Genomic DNA, 17,937 nt, shown 5'->3' on the forward strand with positions numbered 1-17,937 from the left:
GATGGCTACCGTTGATTTGAACTGTGACTTAGGAGAGAGCTTTGGGAACTATAGATTAGGAAATGATAAAGAAATTTTACGCTATGTAACGTCAGCAAACATTGCTTGTGGCTTTCATGCCGGAGATCCTTCGGTTATGAGAGAAACAGTTAAGCTGGCTTTGAGTGAAAATGTGGCGATTGGCGCGCACCCAGGATTGCAAGATTTAGCTGGATTTGGACGTAGATATATGAAAATCACGCCTCGAGAAGCTTATGATTTAATGGTGTATCAAATGGGGGCTCTTTCAGCTTTTATACGTACAGAAGGAGGGACCCTTCATCATGTGAAACCTCATGGGGCTTTATATAATATGGCTGCAGGGGATCAAGACATAGCTAAAGCTATTGCTGAAGCCGTTTATAATGTTAGTGAGGAAGCTATTCTATATGGTTTGGCTGGAAGTGAATTGATTAAAGCCGGAAACGAAATAGGTTTGCGTACGTCTCAGGAAGTTTTTGCAGATCGAACCTATCAAGAGAACGGCATGCTGACGCCGAGAAACGTTGAAAACGCCGTGATTCAAGATGAAGAAGCGGCTATTTCTCAAGTAATTAAAATGGTCAAAGAAAAGAAAGTATTCACTGTGCAAAATGAAGAGATTCCCATTCAAGCAGATACCGTTTGTATTCATGGAGACGGTGCACATGCTGTTGAATTTGCCAAAGCTATTTGTGACAAGCTAAAAGAAGAACAAATCATTATTCAACCACAATGAGGTGACATCATGAAAAAAGAACGCAACTGGAGTGTACTGCTCGGAGCAGCATTTTTAATGGCTACTTCAGCAGTGGGTCCAGGTTTTTTAACTCAAACAACGGTCTTTACACAAGCTCTCGCCGCAAGTTTTGGTTTTGTCATTTTACTGTCGATTTTATTAGACATTGGCGTTCAGCTAAACGTATGGCGTATTATTGCCGTTTCAGAAAAAAGAGCACAGGATATTGCTAACAATGTTTTGCCAGGTCTCGGTTTATTTATTGCTATTTTAATTGTAATTGGAGGATTAGCATTTAATATTGGAAACGTAGGAGGAGCAGGTCTTGGCTTCAATGCGCTATTTGGTATTTCTCCTAAAGCGGGTGCAGTCATTACAGCCATCATTTCTATCGCAATCTTTTTAGTCAAAGAAGCCGGAAAATTAATGGATCGTTTTGCTCAATTAATGGGCGGAATATTAATTGTTTTAATGGTGTATGTTGCAGTTTCTTCCGCTCCGCCATTAGGAGAAGCAGTCTCTAAAACATTTTGGCCGGATCACATTGACGTAATGGCGATTGTTACTCTTGTAGGAGGAACAGTAGGAGGGTATATTACATTTGCAGGAGGTCACCGTTTATTAGATGCAGGAATCAAAGGAAAAGACGCGATTCCTGAAGTAACAAGAGGAGCAGTATCCGGTATTACGATTGCTTCGATCATTCGAATTTTTCTATTTTTAGCGACATTAGGTGTGTTGAGTCAAGGGGTAAAACTGAATCCTGATAATCCACCTGCCTCTGTTTTTCAGTTGGTCGCAGGGGATATTGGCTATAAATTATTCGGTGTCGTTATGGCAGCGGCGGCTATCACTTCAGTTATTGGTTCGGCATATACATCGGTTTCCTTTATTAAATCCTTCAGCAAAAGGATTGAGAAATATGAAAACTGGATTATCATTGCATTTATTACGATTTCAACCCTGGTTTTCTTAACGATTGGTCAGCCGGTCACTCTGCTTATTTTAGCTGGAGCATTAAATGGATTAATCTTACCTATTACACTCGGAACAATGCTTATAGCGGCGTATAAAAAGAAGATAGTAGGCGATTACAAGCATCCGACTTGGCTTACCGTTTTTGGCGGTTTTGTGGTCGTTATTATGGCTGTGCTAGGAGTCTATACGCTTGTGATTCAAATGGCAAAACTGTGGTAAGGAATTCTATAACCAATTAAAAAAGGGCCTTCTGGCCCTTTTTTAATTGGTTATAGGCAATACATATAAAATGATTGCTAAAAAGTGGAGTACGGTCCCGCCAAGAACAAACATATGCCAAATCATATGATGAAAACGAAATCCTCGCCATACGTAAAAAACGGCCCCGATTGTATACAACACGCCTCCAACTACGAGAAGGACAATTCCTTGATGGGCAATGTTTTGAGTTAATGAATCCCAAGCAAACACAATCATCCATCCCATAAATACGTAAAGAATGGTGGAAATAAAAAGGAATTTCTTCACAAAAAAAGCTTTGAATACAATTCCTGCAAGAGCGATGCCCCATACAATTCCAAAAAGTGTCCAGCCGGTGGTTCCTTTTACTGCGATAAATAAAAATGGAGTGTACGTACCGGCAATAAACAAATAAATAGAAGAGTGGTCAAATATCTCAAAAAGATCTTTTACCTTACCTTCCGGAAAACTATGGACAAGCGTAGAGGAGACATAGAGAAGCAGCATGGTTACTCCGTAAATAGTAAAACTGATAACATGCCAAGGCGTTCCTTCTAACGAAGAAAGTACGATTAAAAGTGTTAATCCAACAATGCTGAGTACGGCTCCAACGCCGTGTGTAATCGCATTTGCAATTTCTTCTCCTCTTGTAAATGTGTGTGTAGTAGCCATTTACAAAATCCTTTCTTTACACAAATTTATCTTCTATTTTCTCAGAGGATCAGTTTTGAACATACCTGCTGAGAAAAAATCCGTAACTGTCAAAAACATGAGTGAAAAGGTCATTGGTTATTTCTTTATTATAGACCATTCTTTTGATTTTATCTATTTTGACTGGAGGTCCGAAAAGAGAAAAGATGTATATGTGAATGTTCACTAGCTGTAAAAAGCATGTATAGAAGAAAAAATTGCTTTTTGAAAAAATGGCAGAAAAGTTGTCATGAAGGCATGATTTTGAAATACATATAAAATAAAACTTTTAACAGTCAAGGTTACGATTACTGCTTAGCTCATTTGCAATAGATAAGTAACAAGATTGTAAGAAGGCAGGGGGATGGAAGCAGTGAAAAAAGAAGTTATTTTTGATGAAACAGGGACATACAAATACTCTCTATTATGCAAATGGAGTGAAGTAAACGAACGTAAACTTACGTTTATCTTGTCATTTCCAGAAAATACGTATGAATACAGCGACGATACAGCTGCATCCAAATGCATAGAACTAGCGCAAAAGTGGGGATTTGGAGTCTTAGAAATCGTTTATTTATTCAGCTATCAAACCGATCATGTTTCGTTTTTACGCATGCTTTCAAAAGAAGAAGCTGTTGGAACAAGAACAGGTGAATATATTCAAAAAGCAGTGGAAGATGCTGAACTGGTTGTGGTAGCTTGGGGTGATCATGGAAGCATTTATAACCGGCAAGAGGAAGTAGAACGCTTTTTGAAACACAAGCCGGTATACTGTTTTGGAAAAACGAAGCAGCAATTTCCTCGCCATATTTTATCCGTCGTGCACCGCACAGAATTACAAAAATACGAAATGCCGGCTAATCGTGAAGAGTCGGAAGAAGTTTCTTCATTTATTGAAGACATAGATCAAAGTTTTGGTGGAGAGGATTATTCTCCAATTAAACAACTAACAGAAGAAGAACCGCTTATGTTTATTGAAGATATTGCTAGTATGTATCGGTAAAAAGAAGAAGCGAGGTTTATATTCCTCGCTTTTTCGTTAGTATAAAACACCAAGTTTTGTCATATGGTTGTATCAAGAAGCGTGTGTAAAGGGGGAACTTTATGAAGTTGAATGAAGTGTTGCACCGCATCACAACTATTTATAATGAGTTAGAAGAAGAGTGCTTTCAATATATAGGGGCTGTGATCAACGAAAATGCAGAGCTGGATATTTCTCGTCTAGAAGAATTAAGTACGCTGTTAAACTTCGTATATGAATGCTCGCAGGATGTATTAGTAGGTTCTATTTTAACAAAATTGGATTATGGACAACCCATTTATCAATTTGCTATGTTAAAGCCTATTTCGCTTGAAGGAAATGAAGATAAGTTAGATATTTTATATGAAGAAAAGGTAAAAGTAGAAAGAGCTATTCAAGATGTGTATACAGCTCAGCGAAAGAAGTTATTGACTCAAGCAGCTGAAGACTTAAAAGAACTGCACTACGAGCTGCAGACCTATGTGTATGCTTGCAACATATAAGTGAACCTGTTGAAATGGCAAGGCATATATACAAATAAAAGGGAACATGTTAGGATAAATAAAAAGAACTCCCAATCAAAGAGTTCTTTTTATTGTAAAATATATGATTTTGAACTAGTAAAGCATAAAGACGGTGGTAATGGCAGTTACCCTTTTCTTTGTGCTTTTTTTATCCGATTGTGTTGATGATACTGCTTACTGCGTTAAAAAAGTTCATAAGTACCTCGTTTAGCAATGTAATATGCCTCCTCTCTTACTAAATATGTACAATCAAATTATCCAATTGTGTTAATGATGCTGCTTACCGCGTTAAATAAGTTCATTAAAACGTCGTTGAACATGTTTGCAACCTCCTTTATGATAGATTCATATAGTAATACGAGAAAACATAAAGTTTGGATCACATTTTTTTAATATTCTTTTAGAAAAATAGTTAAAAAGAGAATTTAATGGAGGTTGAAGAAGATGAATTCGTTTACAAACGACGAAAAGCAAGCGGTATACAAAGCGATTTACGGAAGAAGAGATGTACGAACATTTTTGTCTGATGAGATTCCGAATGAAACGGTTTATAACATTCTGCAGGCTGCTCACAGCGGACCTTCCGTCGGGTTTATGCAGCCTTGGAATTTTATATTAGTATCTGATACAGAAGTGAAAAATAAACTTGCCTGGGCAGCAGATAAAGAGAGAAGAGCACTGGCTATTCATTATGAAGGTGAAAAGAAAGAAGATTTTTTAGAGCTAAAGATTCAAGGATTAAAAGAAGCGCCATTAACTATTTGCGTAACGTGTGATCCAACAAGAGGAGGCTCTCATGTTCTCGGAAGAAACTCAATTCCAGAAACCGATATGATGTCAACTGCGTGTGCGATTCAAAATATGTGGCTTGCTTCATATGCAGAAGGACTGGCAATGGGGTGGGTAAGTTTTTATAAGAAAAATGATGTACGTGACATTTTACATATTCCTCCTCATATTGATCCTGTAGCGCTCATGTCAATTGGCTATACAGATAAATATCCTGAGAAACCAATCTTAGAACAAGCAAACTGGGAAAAAAGAAGGGATTTAGACAAGCTAATTTATCATAATGTATGGGAAAATGAAAAAGAATAGCGGAGAGAAAATAAAGACATACTAAAAAGCGCCGAAATATAGTAAAATTTGAATATTAAATGATACACTATATATAGCGAAAGCGGATATGAGCGTCTAGCGTATCCGTTTTATTTATATGTATACAAATGACTTGGGAAAAAGAGAGATAGGAGAATTGAAGGTTTCATGAATATTGCAAGAAGTTGGCTTCACAACAAACTTACTGTTCGCATCATTACGCTTATTATCATTACAGTTTTACTTGTCAGCATTAGAAGTATGCTTCAGCTGCTGTTATTTACGTTTATTTTTACCTTTTTAATTGGTCGTCTTCAACAAACGTTAAGAAGAAAGCTTCCGCTTAATTCAACGCTTATACTCATCGTCATCTATATCGCACTGATTGGGGCCCTCGGTATTGTAGGATATGTATATATCCCGGTTATTATGACGCAAGTTACTGAGCTTGTACAGAAGCTGATGTATTTTTACAAGCACCCCCCTGATAATACATTCGTCACCTATATTATCGATAATCTAAAGAGATTCAAATCACCAGAAAATATTCAGCAGAATATTGATTTAGTATACAGCTATTTATCTAATATTGGAAAAGTAAGTGCACAAGTTTTCTTAGCACTCTTGTTAAGCCTATTCTTTTTACTTGAAAAGTCGCGGATTCACCGATTATTTGTCCAACTGGAACAATCTAGGCTGGGCTGGTTTTTCAAAGAAGCGGGCTACTTGGGGAGAAAATTTGTTAATTCCTTCGGCAAGGTAATAGAAGTTCAGTTTATTATCGCTTTTGTGAACAGCATTTTATCCGTTATTGCGCTGTGGGTGTTAGGGTTTCCTAATTTGCTTGCACTTGGCGTTATGGTCTTTCTGCTAGGGCTAGTGCCGGTTCTTGGGGTATTTGTTTCACTCATTCCACTTTGTACAATCGCTTACAGTTTAGGAGGCGGTGTAAAAGTACTATCTGTGTTAATTATGGTGGTAGTACTTCACGCACTTGAAAGCTATGTATTAAATCCAAAGCTCATGTCATCTAAAACAAACTTGCCAACGTTCATTACGTTTATCATTTTAGTGTTTGGTGAACACTTCTTGGGCGTATGGGGGCTGATTCTTGGTATTCCTATTTTTATTTTCTTTTTAGATTTAGTAGGAGTAGATTCAGCACAGCAACTGTCAAAAAAAGAAGAGGCTGGGACAAAATGATTTTAGACGAGGTGAAAAACGAACCATTGATCAAGATGTTTGATTAGTGGTTCGTTTTTTTTGTTATGGTGAACGTAGGTTTCATCTGTTTCATTCCTTCTAGCAGTTGACTGGAGGGCAAGGCGAAGACTCCTGCGGGAAAAGCGGAACAGGTGAGACCCCGCAGGAGCGTACGCGACGAGGAGGCTTTAGCGCCTGCCCGCGGAAAGCGAAGTCTTGCATGGAAATCAACTGCGGTGTCACAAGCAGTTCAGCTCATATATCCTATTTGTTCGTCCTTAGAATGGATTCATGTCGTTATTTCTCAACCTCTTCTTTTTTTAGCGAGCGTATCGTTTTTTGAATAGTAGGATGATCGCGATGCTTAAGTTTATAAGCAAGAAAGATCTGATTTTTTACTGCTAAATGTTCAAGTTCGATTTTCACTTTTTTTTCTCGAAGCGCTTCTTGAATTAAATAGCGGGGAAGCAGGCTGATTCCCATGTGATGCTGAATGGCTTTTAACACCGTTTGAAGATTGGGAATCACATGATGAGGCTGAATTTCAGGTCGTTTTCTAAAATGTTGCCGCCAAAATCTCCTGATAATAGGAAGTTCAAGACCATAGCTAATCCACCGCTGATTATATAAAAAATCTTCTACGTCTTTACTAGCTGTCATTTCAAAAGAAGGAGGGACGGTTAAGACAAACTCTTCTTCTTCAATGACCGTATATTCAATTCCAGGTATTTGCAATCTTTGGGTTGTAATCGCAATATCAATTTCGTCGCTTTGTATCTTTTCAAGCAAAACAGAAGCAATACCAAACTGGCTGTAGCAGCGGATACCTGCATCTTTTATTCTTTCTAAAGCTTGTTCGGTAAAATACTCTACGGGAGAACCAATTTTTACGACCGGCAGCGCGTCGGGAGATGAAGCGGTCATTTTTAATTCAATTGAAGCAGCTTCTAGACTTTCAATTAACGGGACAATACGCGTGTACAGTTCTTTACCTTTTTCTGTTGGAATCATCTTTCTCGGTGCACGGATAAATAAACCTTCGCCTATTTCAGCTTCTAAAGCAGCTAAGTGCTGACTCATGGCCGGCTGCGTTAAGATCCTCGCTCTGGCTGCTTCAGAAACGGATCGATATTTGTAAATGCTAATAAAGCTACGATACCACTCAAAATCAATCATTTATGTCATCCTTTCTTATAAATTTATTTATGGATATCTATTTATTTTCTAATTTGTATTATAGACAAGCTCTCTTTAAAATAAAAATAGTAAGCAAATCATTTTTAGATAAAATAATAAAAGCAACGCTAGGCAAATGATTTAAAAAGGAGAGTTAGACTGTGAAAGCATTATTATTGCAAGATAAAAATAAATGGACAGAAATGAAAGTAGAAGAAATAGAAAAACCTCTTCCAAATAAAGGGGAAGTAGTAGTTGAAGTTCACGCAGTGGGACTTAATCCCGTAGATTACAAAACGGCTACTAACGGCAACCCTCATTGGACATATCCTCACATTCTAGGTTTAGATGTAGCTGGGACAATTGATGAAATTGGTGAAGGAGTAGCCGGCTGGAAAAAAGGAGACCGCGTTGTCTATCACGGCGACTTTATGAAAAAAGGCGGATATGCTGAATATGCGGTTACAACTGCTCATTCAATTTCGCGCATTCCTGATGCTGTTACATTTGAAGAAGCTGCTGCTTTGCCTACTGCAGGTTACACGGCGTATGAAGCACTATTTCGTAAACTTCCAATGAACCATATTCAAACCATCTTAATTCACGGAGGAGCTGGAGGCGTAGGGGGCTTTGGCGTGGAGCTTGCTAAAAACGCTGGAAAACCGTTTTCTCAACAGCTTCAGCACATAATCATGAGTATGTGAAGTCGTTAGGAGCTGATTATGTAATTGATTATCGCGAGGAAAATGTCGTGGAAAAAGTATTGGAGCTGACAAATGGCCGCGGCGTAGATGCTGTGCTTGACACGGTGAGCGCAAAGAACGCAACGGATTCTTTAGATATGATTGCCTATAGAGGACATTTAGCACATATTGCTGGTGCACCTGATTATACAAAAGTAAAGCCTTTTACAAAGGTGATTTCTTATCATGAAGTAGCTTTAAATGCTGCACACCACATTGATGACCTGATTGCGCAAGCGGATTTAGCAAAAATGGGCGATGAGCTTTTAGAATTAGTAGCAGAGAAGAAAGTAGGTCCGATGATTGAGCGCATCATCTCGTTAAAAGAAGTGCCAAGTGCATTAGAAGAGCTTTCAAAACGCCACGTGAAAGGGAAAATTATTGCTAAAGTTAAATAATAGCAGGACAGAAAAGACTCTTTTATTACAACTAATAAAAGAGTCTTTTTCTGCTATTTTCTTTTTTTTGCGTTACTTCACTTATGAACTGCATATGATAGAAGATAATCAAATATAGCAAACGGGTGCGTATGAGCTTTTTTTACTAGTAAAATTGCTTTGAAATCGTGAAATTTTGAATAGTTTGAGTTATGATGAAAGAACGTGAAATTTGTATGATTGAAAGGAGAAAAAAGGTGCAAGGGTTTATTGATTTTGTACAAAATTTAGGCATAGTGGGCATCTTTATTGCTACAGCAATCGAAGCTGCGGCAATTCCTTTTCCGTGTACGTTATCGATTTTGCTTATTGGCTCGGTGCTGCAGCTCTCAATATGGAAAATCCTTATTGTTTCAGCTGTCAATACCGTTATTTATATCGCATTCAACTATATTCCGTTCGTTATGGGATACAGGTTCGAATCTATTACCAAGCGCTGGTTTGGTGAAAAAAATATAAAGCGTGCCCAAAAATGGTTTCATAAATATGGAAAATGGAGTATTACAATTTCTCGTCCCATCAGTATCGCAAACTATATAACCTATTTGGCAGGCCTTAGTAAAATCAAATCTAGGGACTTTGTTTTATACAGTACCTTAGGCATTTTTCCGTGGTTTGTTTTTTTGCTCTATGTAGGAGGACTTGGAGATATTGAAAAAATCCAAAAATATTTGCATGATGTTGATCGTTTAATATTTGTTATTCTTATAATCGGAGTGATAGTTGGCGCAGGCTGGTGGATGAAAAAGAAAAGAGAAAGCCACGCTCAAGAATAAAGCTATAATTATGGTTATAGCTTTATTTTAATATAAAGAAATTATTTAAATAAAAAGATTTTTCTGAAAAGTAACAAAAAAACATTTTTCCTTTTAAAAAAATGTGATACTATGATACATAAGGTCGCTAAGAGTTGTCTTGGTTCACCGAGTGTTTACTGCAGTCATTTAATAAAAGAAGCCAGGTATAGGTGAAAGCTTTGTTTCTAGTAATGTTGAGAAATGCTGCCTTGTGAAGGGAGGTAAGACGTACAGTACGTGTCAAACGTATGTTATTAAAACCGTAAATTTGTAAGCGATTTCTTTCTTTTTACATGTGAGTAGAGCAGCTTTGGTTTTGAATGCAGCTTGTTACAGGTTGGTTGAATAGTGAGTATAGTTTAGAATTAGATCGATCTAATTACCCGTATTGCATGAATGTGAAATGTGTTTGATCCTAACTGAAAATAAGCTTAAAAAGTACAGGTTAGGTACCACAAGTATTTCTGAAATTTTAATAAAACAGGAGGTAAAATCATGAAAAGCGTAGGGCGTATTAATGGCAAAACTCAGCTCATCGGCCTTTTAGCAACTCCAATTGGACATTCATTATCACCATCTATGCATAATATGGCCTTTAAGAAACTGGGATTAAATTATGCTTATTTAGCTTTTGAGGTAGGAAATGACTCGTTAGAAGATGCGATTAAAGGGCTGAGAGCGTTAAATGTTAAAGGTTTTAATGTATCCATGCCCAATAAGACAAAAATTCTCCCGTTTCTTGATGAATTAGCAGACAGCGCCAAATTTTCAGGAGCTGTCAATACGGTCGTAAACGATAATGGCGTACTAGTTGGGCATAGCACAGACGGTATGGGCTACATTCGAAATTTAAAAGAGCACGGCGTGGATATCACAGGGAAAAAAATGACGTTGATCGGTTCGGGCGGAGCAGCGACGCCTATTGCTATTCAAGCGGCTTTAGAAGGACTTGAAGAATTAACAATTTTTGCTCGTCACGATGAATTTTATTCAAAAGCTGTCGAAAACGTAAAAATTATTAATGAAGAGATGAAACATGTTTCATGTAAAGCGAAGCTGTATTCTCTTGAGGATACAGACAGGTTAAGAGAAGAAATTAAAACGAGCGATATCTTGACAAATGGAACAGGAGTGGGAATGAAACCGTTAGAAGAATTCAGCATTATTGAAGATATATCAATGCTGCGCCGTGATTTAATTGTAACAGATGTCGTGTATATGCCTATGAGATCAAAACTCTTAGAACAAGCTGAATCAATTGGATGTCACACCATTAATGGAATAGGAATGATGATCTGGCAAGGGGCCATGGCGTTTGAATTGTGGACAGGAAAAGAGATGCCTGTGGATTATATTAAGGAACAAATGTTTGAACCGAGCTTACAGTATTAAAAACGCGTATTTTTTAACTTTGCTAGAAAGTTGTATGAATGAAGTAGCTATATCCTCTTTTCCTCTAGCACAATAAAAAAAAGATTCTAAGTCCAGATGATTAATATATATAAGGTTTTGTTATATTAAAAAAAGGTGTATTTCAATTTTCTAAAAATTAAAAATATACATTGCGCAGAGAAATGTAATTCAGTATACTAAAACTCAAGTTTGAATTGATTTTATATTAGGCTGTGTCAAAAGACGACGCTTAGCGAAAAAAAGGCAGGTGTTACAATGAGAAATTTAAAAAGCAGACGTTGATTATCATGTTCGGATATTTGAGTAGATCATAAAATATACAGCACCGTTCCGCAATATGTGAAGAGATTCCCGCTGGAATTAGATCGTTCTAATGAAAATTTATTAGATCGTTCTAATTAGAACTTTCTATTAATCTTTTTAATTCCATTAAAAAAATGTTTTTACGAAAGGATAAAAGAATAAGTAAATAGCTAGAGGATTAGGTTTTCAGCATTGCCATCTTTCAACTTTAGTTCAGACAGACTTTATGCAAGCAAGCAATTATAAATGGGATCTGAGCAAAGAAATATTTCACAGAAATGAAAGCGCATACTTAAAATCTTATGAGTGAGGGAAAAGAATGAAAAAACATCGTTGGTCGATTGTATTCTTGATTGCGGTTGGTGTAGTTGTAAACTATTTTGATCGAATTAATATGTCCATTGCTATGCCGTTGTTACAAAAAGAATTTAACTTGACAGCAGGTCAGATGGGGATTTTCTTATCAGCATTTGCATGGTCTTACGCTTTACTTCAACTTCCTATAGGGCCTTTGCTAGATAAAATAGGCGTAAAATGGGTAACGCGTGTAGCGACCGTGATATGGACAGTAGCTTGTCTTTTAACTGCAGTAGCAAATGGATGGGGGTTAATTATTTTATCTCGGGTGCTGTTAGGAATTGGAGAAGCACCATTCTTTCCATCTGCTGCTAAAGCAGTTAGCCATTGGGTTCCGCGTCAGGAACGCGGAAAAGCTATCGCAGCTTATGATTCTCAATCCAAACTTTCCAACGCCATCGGGGCGCCTATATTAGCACTAATTGTAACAGAGTGGGGCTGGCGAGGCGGTTTCTTAGCAACTGCTATTCTTAGTTTCATATATGCTATTGTTTATTGGATCTGGTATCGTGAACCTCATGAAGATGAGCGTTTGACGAAAGAAGAATATGACTACATTGTTCAAGGCGGTTCTCAAAGTTCAGAAGAAGTTAAAGGCAGTGCAATGGAGAACATTCGATATTTGCTGACTAAAAGAAAAGTCTGGGCAGTATTCATTGGGTTTGCGGCATACGGCTATTCATGGTTTTTGTTCTTGACTTGGCTTCCTGGATATTTAGCAACAGAAATGAACATGTCTATTTTAAAATCGGGCTGGTACTCGGCTATACCTTGGATTGTAGGTACCATTACTGAAATAGTAATCGGGGGCTGGCTTGTTGATCGTCTTATTAACAAAGGGTATAACCGGACGCGTGTCAGCAAGTTTTTTCTAGTAATAGGTATGGTATTTGGTTTGTCAATTATTGGGGCAGCATTTACTCACAGTGCGAACGTAGCTGTATTTTGGATTTCAACAGCACTTGGAGGTCTTGTTGTCACATCTGCTGTTGCCTACAGCATTCCTACATTTATTGCACCAAAAGGAACGGTAGGAACATTAACGGGACTTTTAACATTCGGGAATAACTCGATGGCTATTGTTGCACCTATTACGACTGGGTTTATTGTTCAAGCCACGGGTTCATTTATGTATGCTTTCCTTTTAGCAGCTGCTTTTTTAGTGATTGGAATTTTAAGCTATACGTTCTTATTAACAGATTTAGACCCGATTGAAAGCAAAGAGTCTATCCTATTAGAAGAAAAAGAGTTAACTTTAGAAAAATAAAAAATCTTAATATTTTGACTAATAGTATACGTTTTTAACATATCAAAGGAAATCTATTAATTAATTATCTTAATTAAGCATACAAACAGTTATTACCGGAGGGGATTCAACGTGTTAACCAAAAATTATGGACCTTTAACAGGAGTTCAAATACTAGATATTTCTACTATGATTGCTGCTCCCTTTGGAGCTACTTTACTAGCGGACTTGGGGGCGGAAGTAACCAAAATTGAACTTCCGGGAAAAGGAGATACGCTTCGGACTGTAGGGCCTTGGAAAGGGACTGAACCCTTAAGGTGGCCCGGACTTGCTCGCAATAAAAAGTCTGTTACGCTGGACATTCGATCAGAAGAAGGAGCAGAAATTTTCAAAAAGCTAATTAGTGGCGTAGACATTTTAATTGAAAATTTCCGCCCCGGTACACTGGAAAAATGGAACTTAGGATATGAAGAGCTTAAAAAAGTTAACCCTAAGCTAGTAATGGTGCGCGTATCAGGTTATGGACAAACAGGTCCTTATCGAGAAAAAGCTGGATTCGGTACACCGGGGACAGCATTTAGCGGACATACTTATTTACAAGGATATTCAGATCGTCCGCCCGTCAGTCCTTCTTACTCTTTACTAGATTATGTAACGGGCATATATACCGCGTTCGCTTGTGTAAGCGCTATCTATCATAGAGATGTACACGAACAGCCGGAAGGTCAAGTAGTAGAAATGGGATTATATGAATCTATTTTTCGAATGATGGAGTTTTTAATCGCTGAATATGATCAAAACGGAAAAGTAAGAGAGAGAAGCCCTGGACTTGCAGGTCACTCAAGTCCTGCAGGCACATATGAAACAAAAGATGGAAAGTTTGTTGTATTAGTATGCAGTACAGACTCGACCTTTGATCGTCTTGCAGAGGCAATGGAAAGAAAAGATATGTTAAAGGATCCGCGATACTATACAAACGTAGAGCGTCTAAAGCATGATCATGAAGTTCAGGAAATTGTGTCAAATTGGATTAAGTCCTTCACTCAAGACGAGCTGCAGGCAAAGTTAGATTCATTTGGTGTGCCAGTTAGTCCTATCTACAGCATTGAAGATATATTTAATGATCCTCAGTATAGAGAACGAGAAAACATTGTAGAAGTAGAGCACCCCCGCTTAGGAAAAATTAAGGTTCCGGGAGTAGTGCCAAAGTTTTCACATACACCGGGAGCAATTCGTCATCGTGCCCCTGAATTGGGAGAACATAATGAAGAAATTCTAGGCGGAAAACTGGGGTTATCAAGTGAAGACTTAGCGGTGTTAAAAGAAAAGGGGGTTATTTAATGAATACTATTCAAAAAATAGAATTACCGGAAAAAGTCATAATCTGTGAAGTAGCCCCAAGGGATGGGTTTCAAGCTGAACATGAGTGGATTCCTACAGAAGAAAAAATATCTATTATCCGTCAGCTAGCCAAGACAGGCATTCAATCAATGGAAATTACATCTTTTGTACACCCGAGAGCGATTCCTCAGTTAAAGGATGCCGAGCAGGTCGTAGAAAGTGTTCAAGATTTAACAAATATCAAATTTCGCGCGTTAGTGCCGAATGTAAAAGGTGCACAGAGAGCCATTGACGCCGGAGTGAAAAAGTTAAAGCTGATGCTTTCAGCTACAGATTCTCACAGCTTATCTAACGCAAATTGTTCTGTAGAAGAAGCCCAAAAAGGTTTTTATCCTATTATCGAATTAGCGGAAAAGCATAATGTTAAAGTGGGAGGTTCAATTTCGGTAGCGTTTGGATGTCCTTATGAAGGAAAAGTTGCTATAGAACGCATTTCTTCTATTGTAGAACGATACAGAATGATGGGTGTCGAAGAAATTTCTTTAGCGGATACAACGGGGATGGCAAATCCTCAGCAAGTTTATCGTATGCTAGGGTTTCTTAAACAAAATTATCCCGGCATTATTTTCTCCATGCATTTGCACAATACGAGAGGAATGGCATTTTCTAATGTAGTGGCTGCTTTGCAGCAGGGTGTTATTCATTTTGATAGTTCTATTATCGGGTTAGGAGGGTGTCCCTACGCTCCAGGCGCCACTGGAAATATAGCTACAGAAGATCTGGTTCATGGATTAAGTGAAATGGGAATTCATACGGACATTGATCTTAACAGGCTTATTGAAGCAGCAAAAGAGGTGAAGCAAGTAATTGGTCATGACGGTGGAAGCTATATGCTGCAAGCAGGTCCTTGTTCAGAACTTCATGCCAAGCCAAAGGTTCAAGAGAAATTAGTATAACTAAGCAGTGAACATGATAGCCTTTTAGGAGGTGATGGGAGCGTTTAAATTAAAATAAATTAGATCGATCTATTTTCCTCTCATGTAAAAACGTTCAGGCCTTGTTTTATATAAAAGTTTGTTTAATAAAAATGAAAAGTTGGTGCTAAGCATGATAGAAACTATTGAAAAGAAATCACAGCCTTATATTAACGGTGGATGGATTATTGAAGATCGAGAAGTTGCTTTAATAAAAAACCCCTATTCTGGAGAAGTCATAGGTGAGCAGCTATTAGCGAATGAAGAAGATGTTGAAAAAGCATTAGCATCAGCCTATGAAGCAAAAAAACATGTCGCCGCCCTTTCTTCTTACCAGCGTTCTAAAATTTTAAAGAAAGCGGCTCTATTACTAGAACAAGAGAAAGAAAAATTTGCTCGACTTATTTCTTTAGAATTAGGAAAGCCTTTGAAAAATACGCTGGACGAAGTGGCCCGTTCAATTGAAACATTGGAACTGTCAGGGGAAGAAGCAAAAAGATTGATTGGTGAAACATTGCCTGGCGACGTTTCAGAACGAGGCCCACAAGCTATTGCATCTACTTTCCGAGTGCCCGTTGGTGTTGTAGCGGCTATCACACCGTTTAACGCCCCTTTAAATCTTGTATGCCATAAAATTGGGCCGGCTTTTGCTGCTGGGAATAGCGTGATTTTAAAGCCATCTTCGCAAACAACTTTAATTGCAACAGAGCTCTTAAAGCTGCTGCTGCGGGCGGGATTCCCTAAAGATGCTGTAAATATGGTGCTTGGTCGAAGACAGGTTGCACAGCAAATGGTAAAAGATGATCGTGTGAACATTATTTCATTTACAGGTGGAACGGTAGCTAGTAAAAACATTTGTGAGCTAGCTGGAATGAAAAAAGTATTGCTAGAGCTAGGAGGAAATGCTGCAACGATCGTCCATAACGACGCAGATTTAAACCGTGCTGCGGCTATGTGTGCTAAAACCGGATTTAGCAATTCCGGGCAGAGCTGTATCTCTGTTCAGAGAATTTATGTACATCAATCTGTGGTCTCTGAGTTTACCAATCTTTTAAAAGAAGAGGTGCTGAAACTTAAAATCGGAGATCCCTTATTGCCAGATACGGATGTAGGGTGTGTAGTAGATGTCCATGCAGCTGAGCGAGTGACGAGCTGGATTGATGAGGCCGTACAGTCGGGGGCACAAGTGATATGCGGAGGAAAGCGCCGCGGAGCTACGGTGGAACCTACAGTTCTACTAAACCCTTCTAAAGAAAGCAAAGTTATTTGTGAAGAAGTATTTGGCCCTATTATTAGTATTGTGCCGTACGATACGATTGAAGAAGCTATTGAAGAGACAAATGATTCTGCTTTTGGTCTTCAAGCAGGGATTTTTACGAACAAAATGGATTTGGCTTATAAAGTAGCTCATTCTCTTGAAATGGGCGGTGTAGTTATTAATGGAACATCTAACTTTAGATTAGATCATTGGCCATATGGCGGAGTGAAAAACAGCGGTATTGGCAGAGAAGGTCCACGTTACGCCGTTGAAGAAATGACTGAAACGAAGATGATTGTATTAAGACTGCCTACAGAGAGTTAAAATCAAATCAATATGTAGGACGTTTATAAGTATATATCGTCATTTTAATTAGATCGATCTAATTCGTTTGAATAAAGGAGGAATTTATAAAATGCCTAATCAATTTTCCCTTGCGTATCTTACTGTTCTTGGATGTTCGCCGCCTGAAATGACGTATATGGCTGCGAAGGCAGGATATGATTTTGTTAGTTTAAGGCCTATTTACATGGGGTTGACTGGAGAGCCTAACTATGCGTTAGCTGAAAATAAGCAGCTGATGCGAGAAACAAAATCTGCTATGTCAGAAACAGGAGTGAAGCTTCTTGATATAGAGTTAGCACGTATCTATGAGGGAGTTGATCCAAAACGTTACTTACCTGCAATGGAAGCAGCTGCTGAACTTGGAGGACGTCACGTCCTTAGCAGCATTTGGACGGACGATCGCAATTTTGGTATCGAATGCTTTGCTGAACTCTGTGATCTAGCTAAGCCTTTTGGGTTAACCATTGAATTAGAATTTGTTCCTATTGCAAGCGTATACAACCTTAAAGGCGCAATGGATGTTCTTCATACGGCTAATCGTGAAAATGCAGGTCTTATGATTGATATCCACCATTTTCATCGATCAGGAGATAAGGTGGAAGATTTGGACGACGTGCCTCGTGAGTGGTTTCGCTATCTTCATCTTTGCAATGCTTCTGCGGAAATTCCGAGTTCAAAGGAGGAGATGACTCGAGTTCTTAGAGAAGAACGATTGTATTTAAATGAAGAAGGTATTGATGTTGCAAGTATTATTAATCGTATCCCGCAGGTTCCCTATTCCATAGAGTTGCCAAATGTAAAACGTGCCAACGAACTAGGATATGAAGAGTTTGCGCGCCAATGTTTACAAACTGCTAAACAATACTTAGATAAGCATCCGCGCAAGAAGTATGTTTCTCATCAAGATCAGCTGCGTTTCCATTCTACACGATAGGTGTTCTGGAGAGCATTGTGCAGCTTACCTTTTAGGTTTATTTAATTGAAGTACCCCCACTTAGCAAGCTTAAAGTGGGGGTATTCTCTGTTAAAACGGTAA

General features: G+C 38.3%; 15 protein-coding genes and 2 pseudogenes. 15 read left to right on the forward strand and 2 right to left on the reverse strand.

Features of this window, described 5'->3' with window-relative positions; all coding sequences use genetic code 11:
• The first annotated feature begins 1 nt into the window (after position 1).
• Both ACN6NE_RS15850 and ACN6NE_RS15855 read left to right on the forward strand, forming a co-directional pair.
• Complete coding sequence (locus tag ACN6NE_RS15850; protein ID WP_474325900.1) at positions 2-757, forward strand: LamB/YcsF family protein; 756 nt, start codon at positions 2-4, stop codon at positions 755-757.
• A 9-nt stretch (positions 758-766) separates the two neighbouring features.
• The gene (locus ACN6NE_RS15855; protein WP_474325901.1) at positions 767-1,954 is read left to right on the forward strand and encodes an NRAMP family divalent metal transporter; all 1,188 of its coding nucleotides are present in this window, start codon (positions 767-769) and stop codon (positions 1,952-1,954) included.
• 42 nt (positions 1,955-1,996) lie between these two features.
• On the opposite strand, the gene trhA is transcribed toward ACN6NE_RS15855, so the two are convergent.
• Positions 1,997-2,647: a PAQR family membrane homeostasis protein TrhA gene (gene trhA / locus ACN6NE_RS15860; RefSeq protein ID WP_013055671.1), complete on the reverse strand. Its 651-nt coding sequence runs from the start codon at positions 2,645-2,647 to the stop codon at positions 1,997-1,999.
• A 382-nt stretch (positions 2,648-3,029) separates the two neighbouring features.
• On the opposite strand from trhA, the gene ACN6NE_RS15865 reads away from it, so the two are divergent.
• The 5 genes and pseudogenes from ACN6NE_RS15865 to ACN6NE_RS15885 all read left to right on the forward strand — a co-directional run bounded on the left by ACN6NE_RS15865 (position 3,030) and on the right by ACN6NE_RS15885 (position 6,858).
• The gene (locus ACN6NE_RS15865) at positions 3,030-3,668 is read left to right on the forward strand and encodes a DUF1643 domain-containing protein (RefSeq protein WP_240702596.1); all 639 of its coding nucleotides are present in this window, start codon (positions 3,030-3,032) and stop codon (positions 3,666-3,668) included.
• A gap of 101 nt (positions 3,669-3,769) precedes the next feature.
• Entirely contained in the window at positions 3,770-4,189 is a 420-nt protein-coding gene (locus ACN6NE_RS15870; RefSeq protein WP_129706595.1) for a hypothetical protein, read from the forward strand.
• Between the two features lie 465 nt (positions 4,190-4,654).
• Complete coding sequence (gene bluB, locus ACN6NE_RS15875; RefSeq protein ID WP_013055676.1) at positions 4,655-5,308, forward strand: 5,6-dimethylbenzimidazole synthase; 654 nt, start codon at positions 4,655-4,657, stop codon at positions 5,306-5,308.
• A gap of 168 nt (positions 5,309-5,476) precedes the next feature.
• Positions 5,477-6,511, forward strand: coding sequence for an AI-2E family transporter (locus ACN6NE_RS15880; protein WP_013055677.1), 1,035 nt, complete (start codon positions 5,477-5,479; stop codon positions 6,509-6,511).
• 106 nt (positions 6,512-6,617) lie between these two features.
• Positions 6,618-6,858: pseudogene (locus ACN6NE_RS15885) on the forward strand (hypothetical protein).
• Here ACN6NE_RS15885 and ACN6NE_RS15890 read toward each other — a convergent pair.
• The gene (locus ACN6NE_RS15890) at positions 6,809-7,687 is read right to left on the reverse strand and encodes a LysR family transcriptional regulator (protein WP_474325902.1); all 879 of its coding nucleotides are present in this window, start codon (positions 7,685-7,687) and stop codon (positions 6,809-6,811) included. The pseudogene ACN6NE_RS15885 and the gene ACN6NE_RS15890 sit on opposite strands and share 50 nt — an antisense overlap.
• A 161-nt stretch (positions 7,688-7,848) precedes the next feature.
• On the opposite strand from ACN6NE_RS15890, the pseudogene ACN6NE_RS15895 reads away from it, so the two are divergent.
• From ACN6NE_RS15895 to ACN6NE_RS15930, 8 genes and pseudogenes are all read left to right on the forward strand, one after another.
• A pseudogene (locus ACN6NE_RS15895) lies at positions 7,849-8,828 on the forward strand (zinc-binding dehydrogenase).
• A gap of 236 nt (positions 8,829-9,064) precedes the next feature.
• Positions 9,065-9,643 carry a DedA family protein gene (locus ACN6NE_RS15900; RefSeq protein WP_474325904.1) on the forward strand — a complete coding sequence of 193 codons (579 nt, stop codon included), beginning with the start codon at positions 9,065-9,067 and terminating at the stop codon, positions 9,641-9,643.
• 516 nt (positions 9,644-10,159) lie between these two features.
• Positions 10,160-11,056 (forward strand): shikimate dehydrogenase, encoded by an 897-nt coding sequence (locus tag ACN6NE_RS15905; RefSeq protein WP_164797215.1) that lies wholly within the window; start codon positions 10,160-10,162, stop codon positions 11,054-11,056.
• Positions 11,057-11,699: 643 nt separating this feature from the next.
• The gene (locus tag ACN6NE_RS15910; protein WP_129706602.1) at positions 11,700-13,004 is read left to right on the forward strand and encodes an MFS transporter; all 1,305 of its coding nucleotides are present in this window, start codon (positions 11,700-11,702) and stop codon (positions 13,002-13,004) included.
• 111 nt (positions 13,005-13,115) lie between these two features.
• The gene (locus tag ACN6NE_RS15915; protein WP_013055684.1) at positions 13,116-14,324 is read left to right on the forward strand and encodes a CaiB/BaiF CoA transferase family protein; all 1,209 of its coding nucleotides are present in this window, start codon (positions 13,116-13,118) and stop codon (positions 14,322-14,324) included.
• Entirely contained in the window at positions 14,324-15,280 is a 957-nt protein-coding gene (locus ACN6NE_RS15920; RefSeq protein WP_129706604.1) for a hydroxymethylglutaryl-CoA lyase, read from the forward strand. Before ACN6NE_RS15915 ends, ACN6NE_RS15920 begins: the two co-directional genes overlap by 1 nt.
• A 151-nt stretch (positions 15,281-15,431) precedes the next feature.
• On the forward strand, positions 15,432-16,880 hold the full coding sequence (locus tag ACN6NE_RS15925; protein WP_474325907.1) for an aldehyde dehydrogenase family protein: 1,449 nt from the start codon (positions 15,432-15,434) through the stop codon (positions 16,878-16,880).
• A 91-nt stretch (positions 16,881-16,971) separates the two neighbouring features.
• Positions 16,972-17,835, forward strand: a complete 864-nt coding sequence (locus ACN6NE_RS15930; protein WP_129706608.1) for a sugar phosphate isomerase/epimerase family protein — start codon at positions 16,972-16,974, stop codon at positions 17,833-17,835.
• The last annotated feature ends 102 nt before the right edge of the window (positions 17,836-17,937 follow it).

Source organism: Priestia sp. 53B2 (assembly GCF_056099005.1).

Excerpts from the sequence above, each read along its gene's own strand:
- ACN6NE_RS15920 (WP_129706604.1), top strand. The coding sequence starts at position 14,324 with ATGAATACTATTCAAAAAATAGAATTACCGGAAAAAGTCATAATCTGT.
- ACN6NE_RS15925 (WP_474325907.1), top strand. The coding sequence starts at position 15,432 with ATGATAGAAACTATTGAAAAGAAATCACAGCCTTATATTAACGGTGGA.
- bluB (WP_013055676.1), top strand. The coding sequence starts at position 4,655 with ATGAATTCGTTTACAAACGACGAAAAGCAAGCGGTATACAAAGCGATT.
- ACN6NE_RS15910 (WP_129706602.1), top strand. The coding sequence starts at position 11,700 with ATGAAAAAACATCGTTGGTCGATTGTATTCTTGATTGCGGTTGGTGTA.
- ACN6NE_RS15880 (WP_013055677.1), top strand. The coding sequence starts at position 5,477 with ATGAATATTGCAAGAAGTTGGCTTCACAACAAACTTACTGTTCGCATC.
- ACN6NE_RS15855 (WP_474325901.1), top strand. The coding sequence starts at position 767 with ATGAAAAAAGAACGCAACTGGAGTGTACTGCTCGGAGCAGCATTTTTA.
- trhA (WP_013055671.1), bottom strand. The coding sequence starts at position 2,647 with ATGGCTACTACACACACATTTACAAGAGGAGAAGAAATTGCAAATGCG.
- ACN6NE_RS15870 (WP_129706595.1), top strand. The coding sequence starts at position 3,770 with ATGAAGTTGAATGAAGTGTTGCACCGCATCACAACTATTTATAATGAG.
- ACN6NE_RS15850 (WP_474325900.1), top strand. The coding sequence starts at position 2 with ATGGCTACCGTTGATTTGAACTGTGACTTAGGAGAGAGCTTTGGGAAC.
- ACN6NE_RS15905 (WP_164797215.1), top strand. The coding sequence starts at position 10,160 with ATGAAAAGCGTAGGGCGTATTAATGGCAAAACTCAGCTCATCGGCCTT.
- ACN6NE_RS15930 (WP_129706608.1), top strand. The coding sequence starts at position 16,972 with ATGCCTAATCAATTTTCCCTTGCGTATCTTACTGTTCTTGGATGTTCG.
- ACN6NE_RS15865 (WP_240702596.1), top strand. The coding sequence starts at position 3,030 with ATGGAAGCAGTGAAAAAAGAAGTTATTTTTGATGAAACAGGGACATAC.
- ACN6NE_RS15890 (WP_474325902.1), bottom strand. The coding sequence starts at position 7,687 with ATGATTGATTTTGAGTGGTATCGTAGCTTTATTAGCATTTACAAATAT.